Raw genomic sequence first — 21,720 nt, 5'->3', positions numbered from 1 at the left:
GCCATCGCGAGCAAGCTCGCTCCCACACTTGTTTTGTGTTTACAACAGGCTGATCGGGTAGCTGATGATCAGGCGGTTCTCATCGAACTCGTTGTTGCTGTAGTCGCGGCGCATGGTCGAGTTGCGCCATTTCAGGTTCAGGTCCTTCAGCGCACCGCTTTGCACGGTGTAGCCCAGTTCACTTTCGCGTCCCCATTCCTTGCCGTCGGTGATGGTGCCGGTGTGCACATTGTCACCGCTGATGTAGCGGTTCATCAGGGTCAGGCCCGGAACGCCCAGGGCGGCGAAGTTGTAGTCGTGGCGTACTTGCCAGGATTTCTCCTGGGCATTGTCGTAACTGGAGTTGTAGCTGTCGTTGGCCAGGGTACCGCCGCTGGTGCCGTTGACCCGCATCCAGGCGTTGTCGCCGGTGAGTTTTTGCAGGCCGACGTAGAAGGTGTTGCCGCCGTATTTGGCCGAGAACAAACCGTACATGGTCTTGTTGTCCAACTCGCCGGCCAGGGCGCTGCCGTCATCCTTACCGTAGAAGAAACCCAGGTTGGCGCCCAGGGTCCAGTCACCCAATGGCTGGCTGTGGGTCAGGTTGATGAACTGCTGGCTGTAGATGTCCTTGAGCTCGGCGTTCCACAGGCCGATCTGGGTGCGCTTTTCGTTGAATAGGTATTCGCCGCCCTGAAAGTTGAAACGGTCGGAGGTGAACGCCGCTTTGCCGGTCATCGACATGTCGTCCATGCTGCTGTCATCGCGGGGGCTGTTCTGCCGGAACTGGCCGCCGTAGAGCGTCAGGCCATTGATCTCCTTCGACGTGATCTGGCCGCCCCGGAAGGTTTGCGGCAACGAACGACCGTCGTCCGAACGCAGGATTGGCAACACTGGCATCCACTCGCCGACCTTCACTTCGGTCTGCGACAGCTTGGCCTTGAACGCGACATTGGTGCGGCCGAAGTTATCCGCCGGGCGACCGTCATGATCCAGCGGCAGCAGTTGCGTACCGCCTGTGCCTTTACCGCCGTCGAGTTTCACCGAATATAAACCGAGTACATCCATGCCGAATCCGACGGTGCCCTGGGTGAACCCGGACTTGGCGTCGAGGATGAAACTTTGCGTCCATTCTTCAGCCTTGCCTTGGGCCTTGGTCGGGTTGGTGAAGTTGCGATTTATGTAGAAGTTGCGCAGGTTCAGGTTGACCTTGGCGCCTTCGACAAAACCCGACTCTTCGGCGATGGCGGGCAGGGCCGCGCTGGCCAGGGCCATGGCAATCAGGCTGGGAACGAAGTACTGCGCGGGAGAAGGCGTCATGGGCTCGGGTCTCTCTAATTCTTTGGGATGAAGCGGGGTGATGCCGCAACCCTGGGTTGCAGACGAATATTCGAAATCAGCACGAACGAAGCGGATCAGCCGGAGAGGGCAGGGCGCGGGGGCATGGTGTCGAACCTGTTGTTATTGGTTTTGTGGTTCGGATGGTGCGTGGAATGTACTGGATGGTTCAATTGTTAAAAGCAGGTTTTGGGCGATTATCGAACGCAACATGTCGCTGGATTTTGTGTGGCCTGTGCGGGCCTCATCGCGAGCAAGCTCGCTCCCACAGGTGGCCGGGTTTGGCAAAAATCTTATGCACGCTGTAAGTCCACTGTGGGAGCGAGCTTGCTCGCGATGGGGCCATCACTGAGAACACACCTTTTCCCGCAGCCAACAAAAAGCCCACCAATCGGTGGGCTTCTCGTTTTTACAGCGCTATCAGAAATACTTCATCTTCGGCGCTTCTTCTTTCAACGGCTCGTTCTTCGCCGTCTGTTCGTTCCATCCACCACCCAGGGCCTTGTACAGGTTCACCTGGCTGACCAGCTGCGCCAGTCGGTCGGTGATCAGCACCTGTTGCGCACTGAACAACTGACGCTGGGCATCGAGGAAGGTCAGGTTGCTGTCGACACCAATGCGGTAGCGACGCTCGGCCAGGCGGTAGTAGTCCTGGTTGGCACTGACGAAATCTTTCTGTGCCTGCAACTGCTGGACGTAGGTCTGGCGGGCAGCCAGGCCGTCGGCGACTTCCTGGAAGGCCGTTTGAATGGACTTCTCGTAGTTCGCCACGCCGATGTCTTTCTGGATTTTCGAGTAATCCAGGCTGGCGCTCAGGGCGCCGGCGTTGAAGATCGGCAGGTTGATCTGCGGTTGGAACAACCAGGTGCCCGAACCACCCTTGAACAGACCGGACAGGTCCGGGCTCAGGGTGCCGGCATTGGCCGTGAGGCTGATGCTCGGGAAGAACGCAGCCCGCGCCGCGCCGATGTTGGCATTGGCGGCCTTCAGGTTGTACTCGGCCTGAAGGATGTCCGGACGACGATGCAGCAGGTCCGACGGCAGGCCGGGTGGAACGTCGCTCAGCAGGTCGTCGTCAAGTGGTTTGGCCGCTTGCAGGTTGGCCGGGACACCGGTGCCGAGCAGCAGCACCAGGCTGTTCTCGTCCTGGGCGACCTGACGGGTGTACTTGGCCAGTTGCGCACGGGCGTTTTCCACCGAGGTGCGCGACTGTGCCAGGTCCAGGGCCGAGGCGACGCCGACTTCGTTGCTGCGGGCGGTGAGCTTGTAGCTCTCCTCGAAGGCGGCGAGGGTGTCCTGGGTCAGCTTGTACAGTTCCTTGTCGGCCTGCCAGGTCAGGTAGGCATTGGCCACACTGGCCACCAGGCTGATCTGCGTACTGCGGCGGCCCTCTTCAGTGGCGAAGTACTTCTGCAACGCTTCTTCGTTCAGGCTGCGAACCCGACCGAACAGGTCGAGTTCATAGGCGCTGACGCCAACAGTTGCCGAGTAGGAACTGGTGATGCCGGCTTCGCCGGTCTGGGAAGCATCAGCCGGAAGCCGCTGACGGCTGCCGCTGCCATTGGCCGAGACGGCCGGGAACAGATCGGCACGGGAGATGCGGTATTGAGCCGCGAACGCGTCGATGTTCAGGGCCGCGACACGCAGGTCACGGTTGTTTTCCAGGGCAACCTGGATCAGCTGTTGCAGCGCCGGGTCATGGAAAAACTGCTTCCAGCCCTGCTCGGCAGCCGCTTGCGCCGGTGCCTGGGCCGGCGAGTACGCCGGGCCCTGCGGGTACTGGCCCGCCACCGGTGCTTCGGGCTGCTGATAGTCAGGTATCAGCGAGCAGCCACCGAGCACGAAGGCGGCGACTGCCAGGGAGAGTAGCGACTTGCTCATTAGCCAGCCTCTTTAGAAGTTTCAATAGCGTCATCCTGGTCGGCGATTTTGCGCTGGCCAATGGACGACACGGTGACGAAGAACAGCGGGACCCAGAAGATCGCCAGCACAGTGGCCGTGATCATACCGCCGATTACGCCGGTACCGATTGCATGCTGGCTACCGGAGCCCGCACCGGTGGATATCGCCAGTGGTACCACACCGAGGACGAAGGCGAGCGAGGTCATGATGATCGGTCGCAGACGCATGCGGCAGGCTTCGATCGCTGCATCGCGCAGGCTACGCCCTTGTTCGTGCAACTCCTTTGCAAATTCGACAATCAGAATGGCGTTTTTCGCCGCCAGACCGATAGTCGTCAACAAACCTACCTGGAAGTACACGTCGTTGGACAAACCACGCAGGCTGGTGGCCATCAGCGCACCGATGATCCCCAGCGGTACAACCAACATCACCGCGATCGGAATCGACCAGCTTTCATACAACGCCGCCAGACACAGGAACACCATCAGCAGCGACAGGGCGTACAGCGCTGGTGCTTGCGAACCGGACAGACGCTCTTCGTACGACAGGCCGGTCCAGGAAATACCGACACCCGCCGGCAGTTTCTTGGCGATGGCTTCGACTTCGAGCATGGCTTCACCGGTGGAATAGCCTGGCGCCGGGGCACCGAGGATTTCCATCGCTTCCACGCCGTTGTAACGGGCCAGTTTCGGCGAACCGTAAATCCACTCGCCCTTGGCGAACGCCGAGAACGGAACCATGGTGCCGGTGCTGTTGCGCACGTACCACTTCTGCAGGTCTTCAGGGCCCATTCGAGCGCCTGGCTGGCCTTGCACGTACACCTTCTTCACCCGGCCACGGTCGATGAAGTCGTTGACGTAGCTACTGCCCAGGGCAATCGACAGGGTGTTGTTGATGTCGGCGATGGTAATGCCCAGGGCACTGGCCTTCTCGTCATCGATTTCCAGCTGGTATTGCGGTTCGTCGTTCAGGCCGTTCGGACGCACCTGAGACAGGATCTTGCTTTGTGCGGCCATGCCGAGGAACTGGTTGCGCGCTTCCATCAGTTTTTCGTGGCCGATACCGGCACGGTCCTGCAGGAACACGTCGAAACCGGTGGCGTTACCCAGTTCCAGTACCGCCGGTGGCGCGAAGGCGAACACCATGGCATCGCGGAAGGTGAAGAAGTGCTGCTGGGCACGGGCCGCCACCTTGAACACATTGTTGTCGGCGTTACGTTCGTCCCACGGTCTGAGCATGATGAACGCCATACCCGAACTCTGGCCACGGCCGGCGAAGTTGAAGCCGGTCACGGTAAACACCGAGTTCACCGCATCGCCTTCACCGCCATCCTTGCCAGGGCGCAGCAGGAACTCACGCATTTCGTCCACGACCACCTGGGTGCGCTGGGACGTCGAACCGGCCGGGGTCTGCACCTGGGCGAACAGTACACCCTGGTCTTCTTCCGGCAGGAACGCCGTTGGAATGCGGGTGAACAGCCAGATCATGCCAACCACGATCAGCAGGTACGCCAGCAGATACGGGATCTTGCGCTGCAGGATATTGCCGACACCGCGCTCGTAGCCGCGAACGCCACGGTCGAAATTGCGGTTGAACCAGCCAAAGAAACCACGCTTGGGTACCCCGTGCTCGCCTTTGGGAATCGGCTTGAGCATGGTGGCGCAAAGCGCCGGGGTGAAGATCAGCGCGACCAGTACCGACAGGGCCATGGCCGAGACGATGGTGATCGAGAACTGCTTGTAGATCACACCGGTGGAACCGCTGAAGAACGCCATCGGCAGCAGAACCGCCGACAACACCAGGGCGATACCGACCAGCGCACCCTGGATCTGGCCCATGGACTTCTTGGTGGCTTCCTTGGGTGACAGACCTTCTTCGCTCATCACCCGTTCGACGTTTTCCACCACGACGATGGCGTCGTCCACCAGCAAGCCGATGGCCAGCACCATGCCGAACATGGTCAGGGTGTTGATGCTGAAACCGGCGGCCGCGAGGATGCCGAATGTACCGAGCAATACCACCGGCACGGTCATCGTGGTGATGATGGTGGCGCGGAAGTTCTGCAGAAACAGGAACATCACCAGGAACACCAGCGCGACCGCTTCGACCAGGGTGTGAACCACGCCCTTGATCGATTCGGTTACTACCGGAGTGGTGTCATACGGAAACACCACTTCCATCCCTTGCGGGAAGAAAGGCTTGAGACTGTCGATGGTTGCGCGCAGGGCCTTGGCGGTATCGAGCGCGTTGGCACCGGTGGCCAGTTTCACGGCCAGGCCGGAAGCCGGGGCACCGTTGAACTGGGCGTTGATGCTGTAGTTCTCGCCACCCAGACCGACTTCGGCAACATCCCTCAAGCGGACCTGGGAACCGTCCTTGTTGACCTTGAGCAGGATCTTGTCGAACTCTTCCGCAGTCTGCAGGCGGGTCTTGCCGATGATGGTCGCGTTCAACTGGGTGCCGGGCAGGGCAGGCAGGCCGCCGAGCTGGCCGGACGACACCTGGACGTTTTGCGCGGCGATAGCGGTCTTGACGTCGATCGGGGTCAGGTTGAAGTTGTTCAACTTGGCCGGGTCGAGCCAGATTCGCATGGCGTATTGGGAACCGAACACCTGGAAGTCGCCGACACCGGCGGTCCGCGAGATCGGGTCCTGCATGTTCGACACGATGTAGTTGGACAGGTCGTCCTTGGTCATGCTGCCGTCACGCGACACCACGCCGATCACCAACAGGAAGTTCTTCACCGCCTTGGTGACGCGGATACCTTGCTGTTGCACTTCTTGCGGCAGCAGCGGGGTGGCCAGGTTCAGCTTGTTCTGGACCTGGACCTGCGCGGTGTCGGAGTTGGTGCCTTGCTCGAAGGTCGCGGTAATGGTCATGGTGCCGTCGGAGTTACTTTCCGACGAGACATAACGCAGGTTGTCGATACCGTTGAGCTGTTGCTCGATCACCTGAACCACGGTGTCCTGAACCGTTTGTGCCGAAGCACCCGGGTAGGCCACGGAGATGGCGATCGCTGGAGGCGCAATGCTCGGGTACTGGTTGATTGGCAGTCTGAGGATCGATAGTGCCCCGACCAGCATGATCACCAGGGCAATTACCCAGGCGAAAATCGGACGGTCGATAAAAAATTTCGACATGGTTTACTCCCCTTTGCCGCCAGAGGCTTTATCAGCTACCTGGGCGGGGGCCGGGTTCTTTACGGCTACGTTGGTCGCTTCACTGGCCTTGACTTCGATGCCAGGTTTGACGAATTGCAGACCTTCGGTGATCAGGCGATCGCCGGCCTTCAGGCCGTCTTCGATCAGCCATTGGTTACCGACGGTGCGGTTGGCCTTGAGTTGACGCAGTTCGACCTTGTTGTCCGGGCCGACAACCAGTGCGGTCGGCGTACCTTTGAGGTCGCGGGTCACGCCTTGCTGCGGGGCCAGGATCGCCGCGCTGTTCACACCGGCCAGCAACTTGGCGTGCACGAACATGCCAGGCAGAAGGGTGTGGTCAGGGTTCGGGAAAATGGCGCGCAGGGTGACGGAACCGGTGGTCTGGTCAACCGAGATTTCGGAGAACTCCAGCTTGCCGTCCAGCTTGTAGTCGCTGCCGTCTTCGAGGGTCAGCTTGACCGAAGCCGTGTTGTCGCCGGCTTTCTGCAGGCGACCGCTTTCCAGCTCACGACGCAGTTGCAGCAGCTCGACCGAGGACTGCGTCACGTCGACGTAGATCGGGTCGATTTGCTGAATCACCGCCATCGCATCGGCCTGGGCATTGCTCACCAGCGCGCCTTCGGTCACCGAGGAGCGGCCGATACGGCCGGTCAGCGGGGCATAGACCTTGGTGTAGCGCACGTTGATCTGTGCGGTTTGCAGCGCGGCTTCCGATTGCAGGCGGTTGGCCACGGCGGTGTCGTATTCCTGACGGCTTACGGCTTGTTCGTTGACCAGTTGCTGGTAGCGGTCGGAAATCGACTTGGTCGAGCGCAGGTTGGCTTCAGCGCTTTTCAGCGTCGCTTCATAGACCGACGGATCGATCTGGTACAGCTGCTGGCCGGCCTTGACGTCGCTGCCTTCCTTGAACAGGCGCTTGAGAATGATGCCGTTGACCTGCGGGCGGACTTCGGCAATGCGGAACGCACTGGTACGGCCGGGCAGATCGGATGTCAGGGTGAAAGCTTGAGGTTGCAGAGTCACGACGCCGACCTGAGGCGGTGGGGCGGCCGGTGCTGCCTCTTCCTTTTTGCATCCGCTGAGCAGCGATGCCAGGGCGACGGCGGCGACCAGAGCGGTAACAGCTGGCTTGAATTGCATGAAAATCCTCGGGTCAGGCACGCAAGGTGCGCACTAGAAAGGTGGAAGGTTGAAAAATGTTTGCCGAGTGGATAAGTAGCTTGCTAAGGAATATACTTACGTACATGGCTGTTTGTAAATACCCAGGCTGCGTATCAACGCCGTTACACAAGCCGCTACACAAGCCGTTGAAAGGTTGGAATTGTAGGCCGGGGACGAATCCCCGGAACGTTCGCCCCACTTTTATTCAGCTGATGTTCAGGCATCGCTGAAGCACCCTGATTGAGGTTGTACTGCCATGGTCCGTCGTACCAAAGAGGAAGCTCAGGAAACCCGCGCGCAAATTCTCGTGGCGGCCGAAAAGGCCTTTTTCGAGCGAGGCGTGGCACGCACGACCCTGGCGGACATCGCGACCCTGGCCGGCGTCACTCGAGGGGCCATCTACTGGCATTTCAGCAACAAGGCGGATCTGGTGCAGGCCATGCTCGACACTCTGCATGAGCCGCTGGAAGAAATGGCCAAGGCCAGCGAGAGCGAAGACGAACTCGATCCTCTGGGTTGCATGCGGAAGTTGCTGATTCATTTGTTTCATCAAATTGCGCTGGACCCGAAAACCCGACGTATCAATGAGATTCTTTTTCATAAGTGCGAATTCACCGATGAAATGTGCGACCTGCGCCAACAACGGGTGTCAGCCAGCCTCGAATGCAATGTGCGGATCGGTCTGGCCCTGAGTAATGCAGTGAATCGCGGTCAGTTGCCGGAAAACCTCGACACCGCCCGCGCGGCGATCAGCTTGCATGCTTATATTGATGGCATCCTGTACCAGTGGCTGCTGGCCCCCGACAGCTTTGAATTGCACGCCGAAGCCGAGCGTTGGGTCGATACCGGGCTGGATCTGTTGCGCTTTAGCCCCAGCCTGTGCAAATGAAACAAAATGATAAATTGGCTCCCTGCAAGTCAACCGTTGAAGTCACCGAGGATCATTTTACTTCGCGTGCCTTTTTTGCAATGGGGGTTTTTATATACGGACGTGTGCCAGGTTGACAGCTACCAGGCTACATAATTTGTAGGAATTTTGTGTCGAGCTTGCATGGGGAGTGAACCTCGTGCGGATTCCACTACTGCTAAAAAGAACCCCGGTTTTGCGAGCCGGGGCCTGGAATGTGGCGAAGAAAATGCATCAGCAAGCTGATTTTATACGTTTTTTCACCGGCGTCTTTTCTATCTGATCAGTATCAACCGACTATCAAGTCGACGCTAAAACTGAAGGGCGCCTCTTTATTCTTTTTCGTGATGTCGGCAGTGACCTTATATGAGCTGTTGCTGTTGCCGGATCGCGTTATTGTTTTTGACCAATTTGGTTTCAGGTTCGGATGCAGGACGCCGAAAACCACTGAAACTGTCAGCTGAATAGCTAGCGTGAATATTAATCCATCTTCGGTAATGTACGAGAACTGTTGCAGGATCGGGGCGAACTTTCTTTTGTTGTAATACATTCCATTACTTGAGAAGTCCCGAAGGTAAGGAAGATCGAGGGTTTGCTCATCGTTCGCTTCGATTTCGAAAGCTGATAGCGAGGTTCCGGTCAAATCCCAGCCTGCTTTCAAGAGCCGGATCGGGCCATCGGTGTTGTTGGAAATGTTAATGGTCATTATGGTGTATTGATTGGGGAATTTACTGGCTGAAGCAGAAAAAATGCTGGAATCATCAGGTTCATATTCTGTGCGTGCAATGATGCGAGGCACGTTTATCGGGCCATTGTTGTTCATGCTGTTAATCCTTTAAAGTTATTGAGAGGCTTTCCGTGGCGCTCGGAATGTTGTAGCGAAGCGTTGTGAAGTATTAGATTGTTCTGTTGGGTTTGTCTGGGGTTTAATTGTAATTTTGTATTGAGGTACGTGCAGGTGTGATGCAAATTTAGATGGCAGGTAAGTTGTCAGAGATTTAAGTATGACAAGCGGGTTTTGGCTTGTTTAAAGCAAAAAAACCCGACGTCCAAAACGCCGGGCTATTCGAGTTTTTCGCAGGCCTACAAGGTTGGATAGTCGATGTAACCGACCGGGCCCTTGGCGTAGAACAGTTCCGGACGCGCTTCGTTCAACGGCGCGTCAGCCTGCAAGCGTGCCGGCAGGTCAGGGTTGGCAATGAAAGGTACACCGAAGGCGACTGCATCGGCCTGGCCACTGGCGAGCAACGCGTTGGCGCTGTCCTTGGTGAAACGTTCGTTGGCAATATAGGGGCCGCCGAAGGCTTCCTTGAGTTGCGGGCCGAGGCTGTCGGCACCTTCTTTCTCCCGCGAGCAGATGAAGGCAATGCCACGCTTGCCCAGTTCGCGAGCGACATAGGTGAACGTTTCAGCGAGGTTGTCGTCGCCCATGTCATGCAGGTCGGCGCGTGGCGACAGGTGCACACCCACGCGGCCGGCGCCCCAGGTTTCGATGGCGGCGTCGGTCACTTCCAGCAGCAGGCGGGCACGGTTTTCCAGGGAGCCGCCGTAGTTATCGGTGCGCTGGTTGGTGCTGCTTTGCAGGAACTGGTCGAGCAGGTAACCATTGGCGGCATGGATTTCCACACCGTCGAAGCCGGCGGCCTTGGCGTTCTCGGCACCGACGCGGTAAGCGTCGACGATGTCGGCGATTTCAGCGGTTTCCAGGGCACGCGGTACAGGAAAGTCGGCCAGCGGACGAACCAGGCTGACGTGGCCCTTGGGCTGGATGGCACTCGGGGCGACCGGGGCTTCATCGTTCAGGTACAAACCGTGGGATATGCGACCCACATGCCACAGTTGCAGGAAGATCTTGCCGCCCGCGCCATGGATAGCCTTGGTCACGTTGGACCAGCCACGCACCTGATCGTTGGACCAGATGCCCGGGGTGTCCGGGTAGCCGACGCCCATTGGGGTCACCGAAGTGGCCTCGCTGAGGATCAGGCCGGCGGTGGCGCGTTGCACGTAGTACTCGGCCATCAGCGCGTTGGGCACGCGGCCTTCGTCGGCGCGGCAGCGGGTCAGTGGCGCCATGATGATGCGGTTGGCCAACTCGAGGTCGCCCAGTTTGATCGGATCGAAAATAGTCGTCATTTAGTGGCTCTCTTTTGGAGATCAGTTAGAAGTAGCTGGAGCCAGGTCGGGATTGCCGCTCTGACGGAAAGTAATCAGGGTCACCAGCAGGGCGAGTACCGCCAGTGCGGCTGCCGCGAGCGGCACGCTGGTCAGGCCGAAGCCGTGGGCGATCACACTGCCGCCGACCCAGGCACCCAAGGCGTTGCCGATGTTGAAAGCGCCGATGTTCAGGGTCGACACCAGGTTCGGTGCGGCCTTGCCGAAGGTCACCACGTTTACTTGCAGCGCCGGTACGGCGGCGAAGCACGCGGTGGCCCAGAGGAACAGGGTGATTTCGGTAGGGACCAGCGCGACGCTGGTCCAGGTCAGCACGGTGGACACCACGGCCATGGTGACGAACACACCGATCAGCGTCGCGGCCATGCCTTTGTCGGCCAGCTTGCCGCCGATGATGTTGCCGACCGTCAGGCCCAGGCCGATGAGCATCAGGGTCCAGGTCACGCCACGGGGCGAAACGCCAGTGACTTCGCCCAGCAGCGGTGCGACGTAGGTGAACAGGGTGAACACCGAGGCGGCGAACAGCGCGGTCATGCTCAGGGACAGCCAGATGCCACCGCCCTTGAGTGCGGCCAGTTCGGCGCGCATGTCGAGTTTCTCTTCATCACGCTTGGCCGGCAGGAAGCGGATCAAGCCGATCAGCGCGATCACACCGATCACGGTCACGGCCCAGAAGGTCGAACGCCAGCCGGCTTCCTGACCGAGTGCGGTGCCCAGCGGTACGCCGAGGACGTTGGCCAGGGTCAAGCCGGTGAACATCAGGGCCACGGCCGAAGCGCGTTTGTTCGCAGGCACCAGGCCGGCGGCTACCACTGAACCGATACCGAAGAAGGCGCCATGGCAGAGGGCGGTGACCACACGGGCGAACATCAGCACGTTGTAGTCGCCGGCCACTGCGCAAAGCAGGTTGCCGACAATGAAGATGCCCATCAACGCCACCAGGGCTGCCTTGCGCGGCAGTCTGGCGGTGGCCAGCGCCATGAACGGCGCGCCGATGGCCACGCCCAGGGCGTAACCGGTCACCAGCCAGCCGGCACCGGGAATCGACACACCGAGGTCAGCCGCCACGTTGGGCAGCAGGCCCATGATGACGAACTCGGTGGTGCCGATGGCGAAGGCGCTCAAGGCCAGGATGAGTAGCGAGAGGGGCATGTTTAATTCCTTGTCGGCCGACTGACGTTAAGGGTCAGAGCTCTTTACTGAAGGTTTTGAGGAATTCCTGGATGGTTTCCTCGTTGCGTTTGAAAAAATGCCACTGGCCGACTTTGCGGCTGCTGATCAGGCCGGCGCGTTGCAGGGTCGCCAGGTGTGCGGACACCGTGGACTGCGACAGGCCGCAACGTTGATCGATCTGCCCGGCGCAAACGCCGTGCTCGTTACTGTGGGACTGGTCGGGAAATTCGACGGTCGGGTCCTTGAGCCAGTGCAGGATGTCTCGCCGTACTGGGTGTGCCAGGGCTTTTATTATTTCGTCGAGATTGATGGTCATGATGTGGGCTCGTGATGTTTAAAACGCTATATCGCGATGAGGCGAACTTTAAATCGGTATTTCGCGATATACAAATATGATTTGGCTCTGACCAGCTCACATTTCGGTATATCGAGTTATAACGATATGTTGAGTGTAACAAGACAAGGGGGCAGTGCTAAGCTGCGCCCATGAACTATCTCGCACATCTTCACCTCGGTGGCCAGCGTCCCGGCCAATTGCTCGGCAGTCTGTATGGCGATTTCGTCAAGGGACGCCTGCAAGGGCAGTTCGCTCCGGACATCGAGGGGGCTATCCAGTTGCACCGCAGCATCGACGTGTTCACCGACCGCCATCCGCTGGTGGACGTCGCGTTGTCGCGTTTCTCCCTGACCCGTCGTCGCTACGCGGGCATCGTGCTCGATGTGTTTTTCGACCATTGCCTGGCCCGGGACTGGACGCTGTATGCCGACCGGCCCCTGGCGTTGTTCACTTCGGACGTTTACCGGGTGCTGTCCAGCGAACGGCAATTGCCGGAGCGGCTGGCGAGGATTGCGCCGCACATGGTGGCCAATGACTGGCTGGGTTCGTATCAGGAATTCGAAGTGCTGGAGCAGGTGTTGCGCGGGATCTCGCGACGCCTGACCCGGCCGGAGGAACTGGCGGCGGCGATGCAGGAATTGCGGCGGTTGTATGAACCGTTGAGCGAGGACTTTCGGTTGTTCTATCCGCAGCTTCAGGATTTTGCCCGGAACTATCCATCAGCATAAAACCCCTGTGGGAGCGAGCTTGCTCGCGATTGCGGATTAACATTCAACGATGATGCTGAATGACCCACCGCTATCGCGAGCAAGCTCGCTCCCACAGGGTACTTCGGTGAATAAAAGATCGCGTCACGCCGCAATGGCAGGGCGCATCGGTGCTCGTTGCGGTTCGACAATTTCACCAAACAACACCTTCTGCACCGCCTGCTGCGCCTCGAACGCCAGTGCCGCGCGTTCCCGGCCTTCGCAAGCGATTGGCTTGAGCAGATGAATCTCCACGCCGCCACGGTCATTGGCGAACAACCGCATCAGATGCGACAGCAAGTCATCGTCGCCAATGAACGGCGCCAGCGCGCAAGTCTCGCCGTCACGCACATAACGAATCGCCACCGGCTGCATTGCCACTTCTGAATCGATGGCGGCGGACAGCAGGCGGCCGTGAAAAGTACGTAGCGAACGGCCATCGGTAGTGGTGCCTTCGGGGAACATCAGCAGCGGGTGTGCCTGTTCCAGGTGACGGGTCATCTGCTTGCGGATCAACTGGCTGTCACCCGAGCCACGGCGGATAAACAGGCTGCCGGCTTTGGCCGCCAACCAGCCGGCTACCGGCCAGGTGCGCACTTCGGCCTTGGACAGGAACGACAGCGGCGTGAGCATGCCCAGCAGCGGGATGTCGGTCCAGGACACGTGGTTGCTGACCCAGAGCATCGGTGCCTTCGGCAGCTCGCCGTGGACGGTCACGTCGAAGGGCAGGGCATTGCTCAGGCGGGCCATGAAAAACCGCGACCAGCGTTGCCGGCGCGCCATCGAATGGGCCATGCCCAAGCGCTCGAACAGCCCGAACACACTGGCCATGCCCAAGCCCAGCGTCACTACCATCAGCACTCGCGCGATTCGCGCGTACACCCGCAACCGGCCCATTACACAGCCGCCTTGAAGTGTTTGGCGTAACGCGGGCAGAGTTCGTCGCGCTTGAGCAGGATGAACACGTCGGCGACCTGGAAGTCTTCGTCCCAGCATGGCTCGCCGCAGATCTTCGCGCCCAGGCGCATGTAGGCCTTGAGCAGCGGTGGCATTTCGGCGATCACGTTCGACGGGATGTCCAGGCTCGGCAGCGGGTTTTTCGGCTCGGCGCGCAGATGTTCGGTGCACAGGTAGCGTTCGCGCAGACGCTGCATGATCGCGTGGGCCTGCACGCCACCATCCTGCATCGGAATGCTCGCACAACCCATCAGGTAGCTGTAGCCGCCCTGGTTCAGGACTTCGGCCAGTTCTCCCCAGAGCACGGCGATGGTGCCGCCATTGCGGTAGGCCGGGTCGACACAGGTGCGACCGATTTCCAGGATCGGGCCTTGCAGGTGCACCAGACCGTGGAGGCTGAACTCTTCTTCGCTGTAGAATTTGCCCAGGCTGCTGGCAGCCGTGTGGTCGAGTAAACGGGTGGTTGCCACCAGGCGCCCGGTATTCAAGTCACGCACGCCGATGTGGGCGCAGTGAACGTCGTAGTCATCCATGTCCAGACCCAGTTCAGCGCCCTTGAGTTTGGCGTTGAATTCGCCGCTGAACACATTGAAGCGCAAGGCCTGGGCTTCCTGCAACGCCTCGGCGCCCAGCAGGCGTTCGGCTTGCAGGCGGCGTTCGTTGCCGGTGTCGCTGATGCGGGCGATCTGAGTCATGGCGAATCTCCGTGCGGGCTGCTCACCCGTCTTTGGGCTACAGCGAATCGACTTTCTTTGTCTAGCCGTGTTGTGCAAAGTCAGGCTATGTAGCCCCGGTGTCATCGCCATTAAGCTTTGGTGATGCTTATATGACAGCCTTCGAGGAGACTCTTATGCCTTGGCAAACCCTGTTGAACCGCCGTGATCGATTGCCCGCCAACCCGGATCTGGCGGAAGGTTTCGCGACCTTGTTGCAGCAGTTGGGAACGGTCACTCCGTTTGAATTGGCGGTGCTTGGCGGGCGGTTGATGGCGACACCGGGGCTAGCGTTTCTGGTGGGGTATCAGGCGGCCTTGCGCATGCTCTGGCCGAGCGCGCCACTGAGCCTGGGCGCGTTGTGCGCCACCGAGCAGGGCAGCCTGCGTCCGGCCGATATGCAAACCCGACTGAGCGATTTGCGCCTGAGCGGACGCAAGGATTTCGTCACCGCCGGCAATGCCGCCGACTGGCTGCTGGTAGCGGCGCGCAGCGAGGAGCCTGGCGCCGATCCACGCTTGAGCCTGGCGGTGATCTATCGCGATGAGCCGGGTGTGCGGGTGGAAAAGCTGGCGCCGCTCCCGTTGATGCCGGACATCAGCCATGGCCGGTTGTTTCTGGATAACGCGCTGTGCGAGTTGCTCGCAGGGGATGGTTGGGACGCATACGTCAAACCGTTCCGAACGTTGGAAGACATCTATGTGCTGAGCGCCATGACAGCGTGGTTGTATGGCGTCGGCCAGGAATGCGATTGGCCGCAAGGCTTGCAATTGCGGTTGCTGGGGTTGCTGGCGGGGTGCGCGGAAACCAGCCGCCAGCCACCAACCCATCCGGCCGGGCATGTGTTGCTTGGCGGGTTGTTTGCGCAGTTCGAAGGGCTCAAGGCTGAGGTGAATGAGGCGTTGGCCGGAGGGCCTCAAGAGTGGGCGGCGATGTGGCAGCGGGATCAGGCGGTGATGGATTTGGCGGCAGGGGCGCGGGGCAAGCGATTGGCGAAGGCATTGGCGCAATCTTCACTGCCCTGACTGGCCTCATCGCGAGCAAGCCCGCTCCCACATTTGAAATGCATTCCCCTGTGGGAGCGAGCTCGCTCGCGATGGCGGCCTGATTGGCAGCATGAATTCCTGAACTGTCATCAACCTCGACTAGGCTCAGCAGGTTCAATCTTCGAGCCCCCGTCATGCCCAAAGGCCTGTCCCTGATTTTCCTGCTGTTGCTCAGCCTCACGACCCAGGCTGAAAGCTGGCCCGCCGAGCAATGGCCGACCGCGCCGACGCCCGTTGGCCCGGCGCTTCAAGCCCTGGAGGCCTATGCCTTCCCATCCCGCGATGACACCACTCGCCAGGGCATTCGCACCGATGCCTTGCTGGTGATCCGCGACGGCCAGTTGATCTACGAACGCTACGCCGGCCCGACGACGGCCGAGACGCCGCACCTGACCTGGTCGATCAGCAAGAGCCTGATGGCCGCGGTCCTCGGTGTGGCTTACGGCGAAGGCTTGTTCAAACTCGGCGACCCTGTGGCGAAGTTTTATCCGCCCCTGAAAAAACACCCCGACCTGACCATGGCCGACCTGCTGCACTGGGCCTCGGGCCTGGATTGGCAGGAAGACTACGAATACGCACCGCTGAAGTCTTCGGTAGTGGCCATGCTCTACACCCGTGGTCACCACGACATGGCTGCGTTCACCGCGGCCCATGCCGAGTACGCGGCGCCGGGCCAGGCGTTTCGCTACTCCAGCGGTGACAGCAACCTGTTGTCCGCCGCGCTGAAAACCATCGTCGGCCCCGGCCGCTATCCGGACTATCCGTGGACTGCGCTGTTCGAGCCGCTGGGCATCCGCCAAGCCGTGTGGGAAACCGATGCCACGGGCACTTTCGTTGCTTCGTCCTATGCCTATCTCACTGCACGGGACCTGGCCCGGGTCGGTCTGTTGATGGCCCGCGAGGGGCGCTGGGCAGACAGGCAACTGCTGCCCAGGGACTGGGTGGCGTTCAACCGCGAGCCGTTCGCTCACTATCACGCCGATCAAGACGAGGCCGTCCCCGGCGGCCAGTGGTGGCTTAATCGAGCCGTTGAGGGCGCGACACGACCCTGGCCCGATGCCCCCGCCGACACCTTCGCCGCGCTGGGGCATTGGGGCCAGGCGATGTACGTGATCCCCAGTGAACAGCTGGTGATCGTCCGCTACGGCGATGACCGCGACGGCACTTACCGGCACAACCAATTGCTCCAGCTCGCGCTCAAGGCCTTTTCCGGGAAGGTGCAGCCATGAGCGGTTTCATTCGCCGTCGACCGTTCAGTTCCCTGTTGTTGATCCTGCTGATCGCCTTGCTCGGCTGGATCTGGCACGAGCGGGTGGCGCTGTGGGCGTTCCCCAACATCATCAGCGCCTACACCGCCAAGGAATATTGTTCGTGCCGCTACGTGATGAACAACGATGCCGAGTACTGCCACGGTTATGTGAAACAGTGGCTGCCCGCCAGCGGCTTTACCGATGACCCGGCCGGCAAGCGTGTCTCGGTCAGTGGCATGGGCCGCAGCAACAGCGCGGTGTGGATCGGCGAGCGCCAGGGTTGTCGTTTGGAGCCTTGAGCGGGGTATGTGCTTTGGGTGGTGGTGAGTTTTTGTGGCGAGGGGGCAAGCCCCCTCGCCACAAAAGCTCACTCGCCCTATGGAATGTGTTCATGGAGCAACAGAAAGTTTGCAACCTGTGACAAGCCAGTTAAGGTTCAGCACAGGTTTATCTGCCCCACGAGTCTCTATGTTCAAGCGCTCCACCTTCCAAACCCTCACTTTCCTGCTGCTGGCCGGTGCCGCGTTGTCGGCCCGCGCCGACTGGTACCTCGATGGCGAGTCTTCGCGCCTGTCATTTGTCAGCACCAAGAATGCCAATGTTTCCGAAGTGCAGCGCTTCCTGGTGCTGCACGGCAAGGTCGACCCCGAGGGGCTGGCGCAGGTGGAAGTCGAGCTGGAGTCGATCAACAGCGGCATCCCGTTGCGCGATGAGCGCATGCGCAAGGAACTGTTCCAGATCGACCGGTTCCCCGACGCCCTGATCACCACGAAAATAGATCTGCGCCCGATCAACGACCTCGCTCCCGGCGCGCAGTTGGAGTTGCGCCTGCCGCTGATGGTCGACCTGCACGGCAAACAACACGAATACCAGGCCGAACTGTTGGCGACCCGACTCGATGACCGGCGCTTCCAGGTGGTGACCCTCGAACCGCTGGTGATCAACGCTGAGGATTTCGATTTGGCTCCCGGCCTGGAAACGTTGCGCAAACTGGCCGGTTTATCAGCTATCAGTCTTTCCGTACCGGTGGGTGCGGTACTGATTTTCACGGCGCGCTGACATGGCCGGAGCGATTTTTCCGTGGCGTGAAGGCAACCACTTCGAACTGCTGATCGACGGTCCGCAGTTTTTTCCGCGCATGCTGGTGGCGATTGCCCGGGCTGAAGAGCAGGTTGAGCTGGAACTGTATCTGGTGGAGGCGGGTGCCTGCGCCGAAGCCATGGTCCAGGCATTGGTGCAGGCCGCCGAGCGCGGTGTACGGGTGCGCTGTCTGTTCGATGATTACGGCAGCCTCGCTTTCACCCTGGCCTTGCGTCAGCGGCTGATGTCCGCTGGCGTGGAGCTGCGTTTTTACAATCGTCTGAGCTGGCGACGTTGGGTCGGCAACTTCTACCGCGATCACCGCAAGCTGTTATTGGTGGACCAGAGCCTGGCCGTGGTCGGCGGCACCGGTGTCACCGATGAATTCTGGACTCCGGGGGAAGACGCCAGCGAATGGCACGAAGTGATGGTGGAAATCACCGGCCCGCTGGTACTCGATTGGCAGCTGCTATTCGATCGTCAGTGGATTGCCAACCGCCATCGACGTGCCTGGCGACCGGCTTCGCATTTCGGTCTGCCGCGCCTGCCAAGGGTGCCGTCCATAGGCGAGGGCATGGGCCGGGTGGCCTATGCCGACGCCCGTCAACACCGGGACATTCTGCAATCGCTGGTGCGTGCCCTGAACAGTGGTCAGCGACGGATCTGGCTGGCCACGCCGTACTTTTTGCCGACCTGGAAAGTCCGCCGCTCCCTGCGCCGGGCGGCTGCCCGGGGCGTCGATGTGCGCTTGCTGCTGACCGGCCCCCGTACCGATCACCCATCCGTGCGTTATGCCGGGCATCGCTACTACCCGCGACTGCTCAGGGCCGGGGTGAAAATCTACGAGTACCAGCCGTGTTTCCTGCACCTGAAAATGGTCCTGGTCGACGACTGGGTGAGCATCGGTTCGTGCAACTTCGATCACTGGAATCTGCGCTTCAACCTGGAAGCCAACCTGGAAGCCCTGGACCCCGGACTGACCCGGTCGGTGGCGGCGAGTTTCGAACGGGATTTCGGGTTGAGTGAGCAAGTCAGCCTGGAGGAATGGAAGCGCCGGCCACTGTGGCGGCGGGTCAAGCAACGGGTGTGGGGATGGGTGGATCGGGTGGTGGTGAACCTGCTGAATCGGCGGGGTTGACCCCAGTTTTCTGAACACTGAAACCACTGTGGGAGCGAGCTTGCTCGCGATGAGGGCTTAACATTCAACATCTCTGTCGACTGTCAGTCCGCTATCGCGAGCAAGCTCGCTCCCACAGGGTTTTGCGGTGTTTGATTAATTACAGCAACTCAAAACTCTGCTGCGTCACGTCCTCTGAATCCAGGCCGATCTGCACGTTGAACTTGCCCGGTTCCGCCGCGTACTTGAGCTGGGTGTTGTAGAACTTCAGGTCGTCCTCAGTGATGGTGAAGTGCACGACTTTCTGTTCGCCGGCCTTGATCATCACTTTCTGGAAGTTCTTCAGTTCCTTGATCGGACGAATCATCGAGCCGGTCTCGTCCTGGATGTACAGCTGCACCACGGTTTCGCCGTCGCGCTTGCCGGTGTTTTTCACGGTGACACTGGCGTCGAGCTTGCCGGTCTTGTTCAGCGTGGTCGACGACAGCGCCATGTCGCTCAGGCTGAACTCGGTGTAGCTCAGGCCATAGCCGAACGGGTACAGGGGGCCCGTGGTGTCATCGAAGTACTGCGAGGTGTAGTTGCCCGGTTTGCCCGGAGTAAACGGCCGGCCAATGGTCAGGTGGTTGTAGTAGGTCGGAATCTGGCCTACCGAACGCGGGATGCTGATCGGCAGTTTGCCCGACGGGTTGTAGTCGCCGAACAGCACGTCGGCGATGGCGTTGCCGCCCTCGGTGCCGCTGAACCAGGTTTCCAGGATCGCGTCGGCCTGTTCCTTCTCTTCGAGGATCGTCAGTGGACGGCCATTCATCAACACCAGTACCAGCGGTTTGCCGGTGGCCTTCAGGGCACGGATCAGCTCGCGCTGGTTTTCCGGGATGTTCAGGTCGGTGCGGCTCGACGATTCGTGGGACATGCCACGGGATTCACCGACGGCGGCAACCACCACATCAGCATCCTTGGCCGCTTTCACCGCTTCGTCGATCAGCACGTTCGCCGGGCGCGGGTCGTCCACCACTTCCGGGGCATCGAAGTTGAGGAAGTTCAGGTAACCGAGGATTTTCGGGTCGCTGGTGATGTTGGCGCCACGGGCGTAGATCAGTGTCGATTTGTCTCCCAGGGCGTTGGTCATGCCATCGAACAGGGTCACCGATTGAGCAGGGCGACCGGCGGCTGCCCAGCTGCCCATCATGTCGATGGGCGCCTTGGCCAGCGGACCGACCAGGGCGATTTTCGCGGTCTTCTTCAGTGGCAGGGTGTCATTCCGGTTTTTCAGCAGCACCTGGCTGCGGCGTGCCACATCACGGGCCTCGGCGCGGTGCAGGCGGCTGTCGGCGTAGGTGTCGACCGGATCATCCTCGGCCTTGCCGATGCGCAGGTACGGGTCCTTGAACAGGCCCATGTCGTACTTGGCGCCCAGTACCGCACGCACGGCGTTGTCGATGTCGCTCTGCTGGATCTCGCCGGACTTCAGCAGCCCTGGCAGCTCTTTGCCGTACAGGGTGTCGTTCATGCTCATGTGGATGCCAGCCTTGATTGCCAGCTTCGCCGCTTCGCGACCGTCGGCGGCAACACCGTGCTTGATCAGCTCGAAAATCGCCCCGTGGTCGCTGACGGCCAGGCCCTTGAAGCCCCACTCCTTGCGCAGCAGGTCGTTCATCAGCCAGGTGTTGGCGGTGGCCGGCACGCCGTTGATCGAGTTCAGCGCAACCATGACCCCGCCGGCGCCGGCATCGATGGCGGCGCGGTACGGTGGCAGGTAGTCCTGGTACATCTTGACCGGGCTCATATCGACCACGTTGTAGTCGCGGCCACCCTCGACCGCGCCGTACAAGGCAAAGTGCTTTACGCTGGCCATGATGCTGTCGGCTGCGTTCGCGCCGGTACCCTGGAACGCCTTGACCATCACGCCGGCAATGCGCGACACCAGGTAAGTGTCTTCACCGAAGCCTTCGGAAGTACGACCCCAGCGTGGGTCGCGGGAGATGTCGACCATCGGTGCGAAGGTGATGTCGAGGCTGTCAGCCGCGGCTTCCTTGGCGGCAATGCGCCCGGACAGGCCGATGGCGTCCATGTCCCAGCTCGAGGCCAGGGCCAGCGGGATCGGGAAAATGGTGCGGTGACCGTGGATCACGTCGTAGGCGAAAAACATCGGGATCTTCAGGCGGCTGCGCATGGCCGCGTCCTGCATCGGCCGGTTTTCCGGGCGGGTGATCGAGTTGAACGTACCGCCGATGTTGCCTGCCGCGATTTCCTTGCGGATCATTTCGCGCGGCATTTCCGGGCCGATGCTGATCAGGCGCAGCTGGCCGATTTTTTCATCGAGGGTCATTTGCTTCATCAGGTTGCTGACGAAGGCTTCCTTGTTCTCCAGGGGTGCGGGCGTCGTGGCGGCCAATACGTTATGACTGGCCAGGCTGACGAACAGGCCCAGCAAACACAGCTTCTTCATGAATAGTTTTCTCAAGGGCCCAAACGGCGATGTACACGCCGGCCAGCCAAAATTTAGGGAGCGTCTATTGTTGTTCGGGTGCCGGCTCAAAAGACCAGAGCCAAAAAAACACAGCCAGATGGCGGATGCGTTTTCGCGCAGGGCCTCTTTTTAGCCCATCGGCCCGTTGCAATCCAGAGGCGCGGGCGATTATGCCCCAAGAGCCGGCCCAGAAGGTTTCACGGTCGGT

The 21,720-nt window shown here is 60.3% G+C and carries 18 protein-coding genes; 7 read left to right on the top strand and 11 right to left on the bottom strand.

Translation table 11 applies throughout. From position 1 onward, the window contains the following. Window positions 1-39: 39 nt before the first annotated feature. From AC1RS8_RS21785 to emhA, 4 genes are all read right to left on the bottom strand, one after another. Entirely contained in the window at window positions 40-1,299 is a 1,260-nt protein-coding gene (locus AC1RS8_RS21785) for an OprD family porin (RefSeq protein ID WP_489339916.1), read from the bottom strand. A 438-nt stretch (window positions 1,300-1,737) separates the two neighbouring features. Then, window positions 1,738-3,198, bottom strand: coding sequence for an efflux RND transporter outer membrane subunit EmhC (gene emhC / locus AC1RS8_RS21780; protein ID WP_090453567.1), 1,461 nt, complete (start codon window positions 3,196-3,198; stop codon window positions 1,738-1,740). Then, on the bottom strand, window positions 3,198-6,359 hold the full coding sequence (emhB, locus tag AC1RS8_RS21775) for an efflux RND transporter permease subunit EmhB (protein WP_489339917.1): 3,162 nt from the start codon (window positions 6,357-6,359) through the stop codon (window positions 3,198-3,200). Before emhB ends, emhC begins: the two co-directional genes overlap by 1 nt. A gap of 3 nt (window positions 6,360-6,362) precedes the next feature. Next, on the bottom strand, window positions 6,363-7,520 hold the full coding sequence (gene emhA, locus AC1RS8_RS21770) for an efflux RND transporter periplasmic adaptor subunit EmhA (RefSeq protein ID WP_057716081.1): 1,158 nt from the start codon (window positions 7,518-7,520) through the stop codon (window positions 6,363-6,365). A gap of 277 nt (window positions 7,521-7,797) precedes the next feature. Here emhA and emhR point away from each other — a divergent pair, with 277 nt between their 5' ends. Further along, the gene (gene emhR, locus AC1RS8_RS21765; protein ID WP_057716080.1) at window positions 7,798-8,430 is read left to right on the top strand and encodes an efflux system transcriptional repressor EmhR; all 633 of its coding nucleotides are present in this window, start codon (window positions 7,798-7,800) and stop codon (window positions 8,428-8,430) included. A gap of 307 nt (window positions 8,431-8,737) precedes the next feature. Here the strand turns inward: emhR and AC1RS8_RS21760 are convergent, their stop codons facing one another. From AC1RS8_RS21760 to AC1RS8_RS21745, 4 genes are all read right to left on the bottom strand, one after another. Continuing rightward, the gene (locus tag AC1RS8_RS21760; protein ID WP_057716079.1) at window positions 8,738-9,271 is read right to left on the bottom strand and encodes a hypothetical protein; all 534 of its coding nucleotides are present in this window, start codon (window positions 9,269-9,271) and stop codon (window positions 8,738-8,740) included. Between the two features lie 260 nt (window positions 9,272-9,531). Next, complete coding sequence (locus tag AC1RS8_RS21755) at window positions 9,532-10,581, bottom strand: alkene reductase (protein WP_102672173.1); 1,050 nt, start codon at window positions 10,579-10,581, stop codon at window positions 9,532-9,534. Between the two features lie 21 nt (window positions 10,582-10,602). Next, the gene (locus tag AC1RS8_RS21750) at window positions 10,603-11,772 is read right to left on the bottom strand and encodes an MFS transporter (RefSeq protein WP_489339918.1); all 1,170 of its coding nucleotides are present in this window, start codon (window positions 11,770-11,772) and stop codon (window positions 10,603-10,605) included. 34 nt (window positions 11,773-11,806) lie between these two features. Further along, window positions 11,807-12,109: an ArsR/SmtB family transcription factor gene (locus AC1RS8_RS21745; RefSeq protein ID WP_008019443.1), complete on the bottom strand. Its 303-nt coding sequence runs from the start codon at window positions 12,107-12,109 to the stop codon at window positions 11,807-11,809. A gap of 170 nt (window positions 12,110-12,279) precedes the next feature. On the opposite strand from AC1RS8_RS21745, the gene AC1RS8_RS21740 reads away from it, so the two are divergent. Continuing rightward, window positions 12,280-12,858, top strand: coding sequence for an acyl carrier protein phosphodiesterase (locus AC1RS8_RS21740; protein ID WP_489339919.1), 579 nt, complete (start codon window positions 12,280-12,282; stop codon window positions 12,856-12,858). 123 nt (window positions 12,859-12,981) lie between these two features. Here the strand turns inward: AC1RS8_RS21740 and AC1RS8_RS21735 are convergent, their stop codons facing one another. Together AC1RS8_RS21735 and olsB are read right to left on the bottom strand one after the other, a co-directional pair. After that, window positions 12,982-13,773, bottom strand: a complete 792-nt coding sequence (locus AC1RS8_RS21735; protein ID WP_057716075.1) for a lysophospholipid acyltransferase family protein — start codon at window positions 13,771-13,773, stop codon at window positions 12,982-12,984. Next, complete coding sequence (olsB, locus tag AC1RS8_RS21730; RefSeq protein ID WP_057716074.1) at window positions 13,773-14,528, bottom strand: L-ornithine N(alpha)-acyltransferase; 756 nt, start codon at window positions 14,526-14,528, stop codon at window positions 13,773-13,775. The genes AC1RS8_RS21735 and olsB overlap by 1 nt, the downstream gene beginning before the upstream one ends. Before the next feature lie 155 nt (window positions 14,529-14,683). Between olsB and AC1RS8_RS21725 the strand changes: the two genes are divergently transcribed. From AC1RS8_RS21725 to AC1RS8_RS21705, 5 genes are all read left to right on the top strand, one after another. Beyond that, entirely contained in the window at window positions 14,684-15,571 is an 888-nt protein-coding gene (locus AC1RS8_RS21725; RefSeq protein WP_489339920.1) for an acyl-CoA dehydrogenase family protein, read from the top strand. A 155-nt stretch (window positions 15,572-15,726) separates the two neighbouring features. Beyond that, a complete protein-coding gene (locus AC1RS8_RS21720) occupies window positions 15,727-16,821 on the top strand; it encodes a serine hydrolase domain-containing protein (RefSeq protein WP_489339921.1) in 1,095 nt (364 codons plus the stop codon). Next, window positions 16,818-17,141 carry an amidase gene (locus AC1RS8_RS21715; RefSeq protein ID WP_489339922.1) on the top strand — a complete coding sequence of 108 codons (324 nt, stop codon included), beginning with the start codon at window positions 16,818-16,820 and terminating at the stop codon, window positions 17,139-17,141. The genes AC1RS8_RS21720 and AC1RS8_RS21715 overlap by 4 nt, the downstream gene beginning before the upstream one ends. A 169-nt stretch (window positions 17,142-17,310) precedes the next feature. Then, window positions 17,311-17,901 carry a YceI family protein gene (locus AC1RS8_RS21710; RefSeq protein WP_057716070.1) on the top strand — a complete coding sequence of 197 codons (591 nt, stop codon included), beginning with the start codon at window positions 17,311-17,313 and terminating at the stop codon, window positions 17,899-17,901. Between the two features lies 1 nt (window position 17,902). Then, window positions 17,903-19,060: a phospholipase D-like domain-containing protein gene (locus AC1RS8_RS21705; protein ID WP_057716069.1), complete on the top strand. Its 1,158-nt coding sequence runs from the start codon at window positions 17,903-17,905 to the stop codon at window positions 19,058-19,060. A 139-nt stretch (window positions 19,061-19,199) separates the two neighbouring features. Here the strand turns inward: AC1RS8_RS21705 and bglX are convergent, their stop codons facing one another. Further along, window positions 19,200-21,491 (bottom strand): beta-glucosidase BglX, encoded by a 2,292-nt coding sequence (gene bglX, locus AC1RS8_RS21700; protein ID WP_057716068.1) that lies wholly within the window; start codon window positions 21,489-21,491, stop codon window positions 19,200-19,202. Between the last annotated feature and the right edge of the window lie 229 nt (window positions 21,492-21,720).

The sequence above is a fragment of the Pseudomonas sp. GW821-FHT12A04 genome (assembly GCF_058807755.1).
Note: the sequence above shows the minus strand (reverse complement) of the source record. Positions and strands in the feature narration are given on the sequence as shown.